Origin of the sequence: Thermogutta sp. (assembly GCF_039793925.1) — a bacterium.
In the GTDB taxonomy this organism is placed as follows: Bacteria; Planctomycetota; Planctomycetia; order Pirellulales; family Thermoguttaceae; genus Thermogutta.
In genome coordinates this window covers 1-4,501 of the sequence record NZ_JBAMME010000262.1, presented here as the reverse complement: position 1 = coordinate 4,501, position 4,501 = coordinate 1, and the positions used below count along the sequence as shown (strand labels likewise).

The following is a 4,501-nucleotide window of genomic DNA, read 5'->3' as shown; positions in this document are numbered from 1 at the left end:
TTCTTCGTATTGGGCACCCGCTCAGTCGCCGCGAGAGGCGGCTAAGAAGGTGCCGGACGTTTATCACGCTGTTAATATATCCGATCGTCTAGGGTTTGTCAACAGGAAAATCCGGCTCGCGCCGGAATTTGTCGCAACTACAATTAGCACCGTGACTTAGGTCGGCCTGGTCGCCTTTCCTCTCGCTCCAATCGCTGCACTTCGCTTTCTGGAATCACCAAAATGTTGGCGATCCGTTCAGTACGCACATTGCGATCGCGAATGATCTGATGAACACGACATTTGCTCACGCCGAGCCGCCTAGCCAGCTCTCGGACAGAGTAGTATCGTTCCTTGCTTTCAAGCATCGTACTCATGCCCTTATTCTAGACGGACGACTAGCGTTTTTCAACACAAACTGGCAGGTGGTGATAGGCGGTCCGGCACGGAAGCCCCCCGGCCCTCGCGGAACCGGGCACCTGCCAGATGGAGGATAGGGGATTCGAACCCCTGACCTCTTGAATGCCATTCAAGCGCTCTCCCAACTGAGCTAATCCCCCAACTTGCGGTATTCCAGAAGGAATCCGCGGCAGCCTCATCGGCTACCTCATTTTAGTCTATCGAGGCGTCTGTCATTCGACAACCCCACCTCTTCCAACCGATGCTAGCCATGAATGGAAATCTCCCCTCATTCTCACGAATAGAAATGTCCCCCGCTGGGGGTTTACGGAAATCCTAAATCCGGCGGAGGAGCGAAGGACTGGGGCAAGAGCCGGGAATCCCGGTGATCGGATTCCAGGAGCGATACCGGCGGGGATGGCTGCCCGGCAACGGAAGCGCTCTTTCAGAGGCAAATTTCTCTCTTTCCGCCAAAGTTGTCGCAATCGCCTGAAGTGAAAGTTTGCACTCTTGATGGCTCGGCGCGATCGTGCGGGAACTGCCGGCGACAGCTGTTTTTTACAGAGCCGATCCACATTCGACCGATGCATGCCCAAGGGGTCCGGGCATATTATGCGCTGGCATTTTTTGTTACCTATTCCTGCCCGGGCTCGGATGCCTGTAGCGTTTGGCGGACCACAAAAGTAGGAATATTTTCGGGCGAGGTCCTCGGACACACCGATGCCGAGATTGTACTCGTTGGTCTTACTAATCGGAGGGATTGCCGCGGCCTGGTTGCTCATTCCGCGGCTCCAACAATTTCGTTTGCCAACTGGCTGGCCAACCGGGCAAAAGAAAGAGGAAGTGTCCTCCAATCCCATGGTCCCCGAGCTGCCCCCGGCCAAAGTGCAGAAGACGGTTCGCATCGCCGTGTGGGACGTGACCCCGCTGGACATGGTCAAAGCGTCAGAATCCGGCGTCCTGCGGGCGATCGCCGGGGTTGTTCGACAATTCGACATGACCGTTCTTCAGGGGGTGGACCTTCGCGAGCGGGCGGTGGTTGCTGCGCTTATCGATACTGTACGAGAGGGAGACCAGTATTACAGTTATGTGACGGTACCGGAGCCTGTTCGTTTGGGAATGCCGAGAGGAAGTGTTATCATTTTTGACATGCGGGCAGTGGAAGTGGATCGCAGCACAGTTCGCATGATCGAGTCGCTGGGACCGCGGTTTCGACGCGTCCCCTTGACGGCCGCCTTTCGGGCAAGGGGGGTGCCACCAGAACAGGCGTTCACCTTCTCCCTGGTGAGCGTCCACGTGGATCCCTTTGCGGTGGAGGAGGAAATGTCACTGCTGGATGATGTCTTTCGGGCGGTACGGGATGACGGACGTGGGGAAGATGACGTGCTCCTGGCCGGCTTTTTCGCATGTGGGGACCGAGAACTGAAAGTCGCCTTGCGTAGCCCCGATGTGGTCTGCGTCAATCCGGGCTTTCCGACGAACATTTCGGGTACCGAAAGCAGTACGAATATCGCCTTCGACGGAAGAGCTACCGTCGAATATACGGGGCGATTTGGTATCGTTGATCTGATGCGGCAATACCGCTTGACCGCCGCCCAAGCACAACAGGTGGCGCAGCACCTGCCGGTTTGGGCAGAGTTCAGCGTGTATGAAGGCGGTGCTCCGTAAATGACCTTGGGGCCCAAAATTGGCCACACGTGCGTCCACCAGAAATATTTTCCATTTGGCACTCGTCATCCTGTGTAAGCGGGAGACTCAAGCGCGATGCTGGAACTCACTCCTCGTTTCGACGAAGCGTTACGATTTGCCGTGAGTGTGCACCGGCATCAGGTCAGAAATGTGACAGAAACTCCTTATGTCGGCCATCTTCTGCGGGTGTGCGGACTGGTGCTGGAGTACGGGGGAACCGAAGACGAGGCCATCGCAGGGCTGCTGCATGACTCACTGGAAGATCAAAACCGACCCGGTTTGGCGGAAGAGATTGAACAGCGATTCGGTCCGCGGGTCTTGGGAATTGTCCGGGAATGCAGTGACACCACCGAATTTCCCAAACCCCCCTGGCGAGAACGGAAAGAACGTTTCTTGCGGCGATTGGCCGAGGCCAACTCGGCGGTGCGGCTCGTGGTCGCCGCGGATAAGTGGGACAACGTCAACAACCTCCTGGTGGTCCTTCGTCAGTACGGGTCAGAAATCTGGCAGCACTTTCGCGGCGGGCGCGAGGGAACTCTGTGGTATTACCGAGAAATTGTGTCTGTGCTACGTCGGGCGAGTCAAAATCCGCTTATTCTTGATCTGGCCGAAAGAGTAGAGCAGCTTCAGCGACTCGCGAAAGAATAGCGCATCGAAAAAGTCGAGGCGGCTCGAAATGCCGCCTCGACGCAGTTGTTCAAAGGCTTCGCTCCCATCTGGGGAGCAACTCAAAATATCAGAACCAACCGAGGGCTGCGAGACTGTAGCGCACAGCCAGTCCCGCCACGACCACGCTCACCATGCTCATCAGTTTAATGAGGATATTGAGACTGGGACCGCTGGTGTCCTTGAACGGGTCGCCAACGGTATCGCCCACGACGGCCGCTTTATGGGCATCGGTGCCCTTGCCGCCGTACGCCCCGCGTTCGATATGCTTCTTGGCGTTATCCCAGGCACCACCGGCATTCGCCATGAAGACGGCGATGCAGAACCCGGAGGCCAGCGCCCCCATGAGCAGGCCGAGAACGCCCGTCACGCCCAGAATCAGCGCCACGAGCACCGGGGTAACCAAACCGAGCAGCGAGGGCAGGATCATTTCCTTCTGGGCGGCCTGGGTACTGATCCTCACCGGCGTGGCATAGTCCGGCTTTTCGGTGCCTTCCATGATACCGGGTTTTTCACGGAACTGGCGTCGGACCTCTTCCACCATGCGGTAAGCCGCCCGACCCACAGCCTTCATTGTGAGAGAGCAGAACAGGAAGGGCAGCATCGCGCCGATAAGTACGCCCACGAGGACCTTGGGATTCATCAGGTGGGCTTCATAGTAATTGGCAAAGTCTGGCATTGTGGCCCTGTCGATCCGGATCAGCGGGGCCTTCGTCTTGGCGAACTGCAGCCGTTCACGCGGGATGCCTTTGACTTGGTCCGTGAACTTTTCCAGGATGCCGTCGGGTACCTTCTGGGGACCTTTGGAAGCATCCAGCTTGGACCAATCTTCGGCGACGGCCGGGTCAATGATGTCATTGCCGAAGGCCAGATAGCCGTAGATAATGTTCTTGCCGCTGCGGTCTTTTTGGTTTGTGACCTCCGCAACGAACTTATCAGATAATTTATATAACCCCGGTTCAGCCCGAACGAGGGCCGAGTGCGCCCAGCGATCGAAGCCCACCCGAACCTCTTCCACATAGGCCGCCAAAAGGGCGAGGGCTGTCAGCGCAGCGGAACCAATGGCAAAGCCTTTACCGGTCGCCGCGGTGGTATTTCCGAGGCTGTCCAGGGCGTCCGTACGCTGACGGACCTCCGGCTCCAGGTGCGACATCTCGGCATTACCGCCGGAGTTGTCGGCGATGGGACCATAAGCGTCGGTCGCCAGAGTGATGCCCAAGGTGCTGAGCATCCCGACCGCCGCGATACCTACGCCGTAAAGCCCCATAGCGAACCAGCTCAGATCATTGAAGTGGAACTGAGCGGCAAAGCCGAAGGCCAGGATGGTGGCGACGCCCACCACGATCACCGGAAACCATGTGCTTTTCATCCCTTCGGCAAAGCCGGCGATGATAACGGTGGCCGGACCAGTCTGCGCCTGGCTGGCAATGAATTTGGTGGGTTGGTATTCGTCACTGGTGGAGTACTCGGTCCATTTTCCGATGAGCCAGCCCGCCACCAAACCGACGATGACGCTCAGGGACACTGTCCAGAAGTCGGGTAGGAGCAAGTACGTGAACACGAAGGTGGCCACCGCAATAAGCGCGGTGGACAGGTTGATCCCGCGTCCCAGGGCCTTCAACAGCGTCTTCTGGCTGGCATCTTCTTCCGATCGAACTGCGTAGATCCCCACCACTGAAAGAGCAATGCCAACGCCGGCCAGAACAATGGGCAAAAACAGTGCTGCGAGCTGATAATTGAGCTTGGCCGTCTCCAACGCCAAAGCACC

The 4,501-nt window shown here is 57.6% G+C and carries 4 protein-coding genes and 1 tRNA gene; 2 read left to right on the top strand and 3 right to left on the bottom strand.

What is annotated here, in order from left to right:
• Window positions 1–143: 143 nt before the first annotated feature.
• Together ABJK56_RS12995 and ABJK56_RS12990 are read right to left on the bottom strand one after the other, a co-directional pair.
• Window positions 144–356: a hypothetical protein gene (locus ABJK56_RS12995; RefSeq protein WP_347245094.1), complete on the bottom strand. Its 213-nt coding sequence runs from the start codon at window positions 354–356 to the stop codon at window positions 144–146.
• 110 nt (window positions 357–466) lie between these two features.
• Window positions 467–539: transfer RNA gene (locus tag ABJK56_RS12990), tRNA-Ala, on the bottom strand.
• Between the two features lie 559 nt (window positions 540–1,098).
• Between ABJK56_RS12990 and ABJK56_RS12985 the strand changes: the two genes are divergently transcribed.
• Together ABJK56_RS12985 and ABJK56_RS12980 are read left to right on the top strand one after the other, a co-directional pair.
• On the top strand, window positions 1,099–2,046 hold the full coding sequence (locus tag ABJK56_RS12985; protein ID WP_347245093.1) for a hypothetical protein: 948 nt from the start codon (window positions 1,099–1,101) through the stop codon (window positions 2,044–2,046).
• 96 nt (window positions 2,047–2,142) lie between these two features.
• Window positions 2,143–2,715 carry an HD domain-containing protein gene (locus tag ABJK56_RS12980; RefSeq protein WP_347245092.1) on the top strand — a complete coding sequence of 191 codons (573 nt, stop codon included), beginning with the start codon at window positions 2,143–2,145 and terminating at the stop codon, window positions 2,713–2,715.
• Window positions 2,716–2,803: 88 nt separating this feature from the next.
• Here ABJK56_RS12980 and ABJK56_RS12975 read toward each other — a convergent pair.
• The coding region (locus ABJK56_RS12975; protein WP_347245091.1) for a sodium/proton-translocating pyrophosphatase at window positions 2,804–4,501 on the bottom strand (1,698 nt) is incomplete at its 5' end.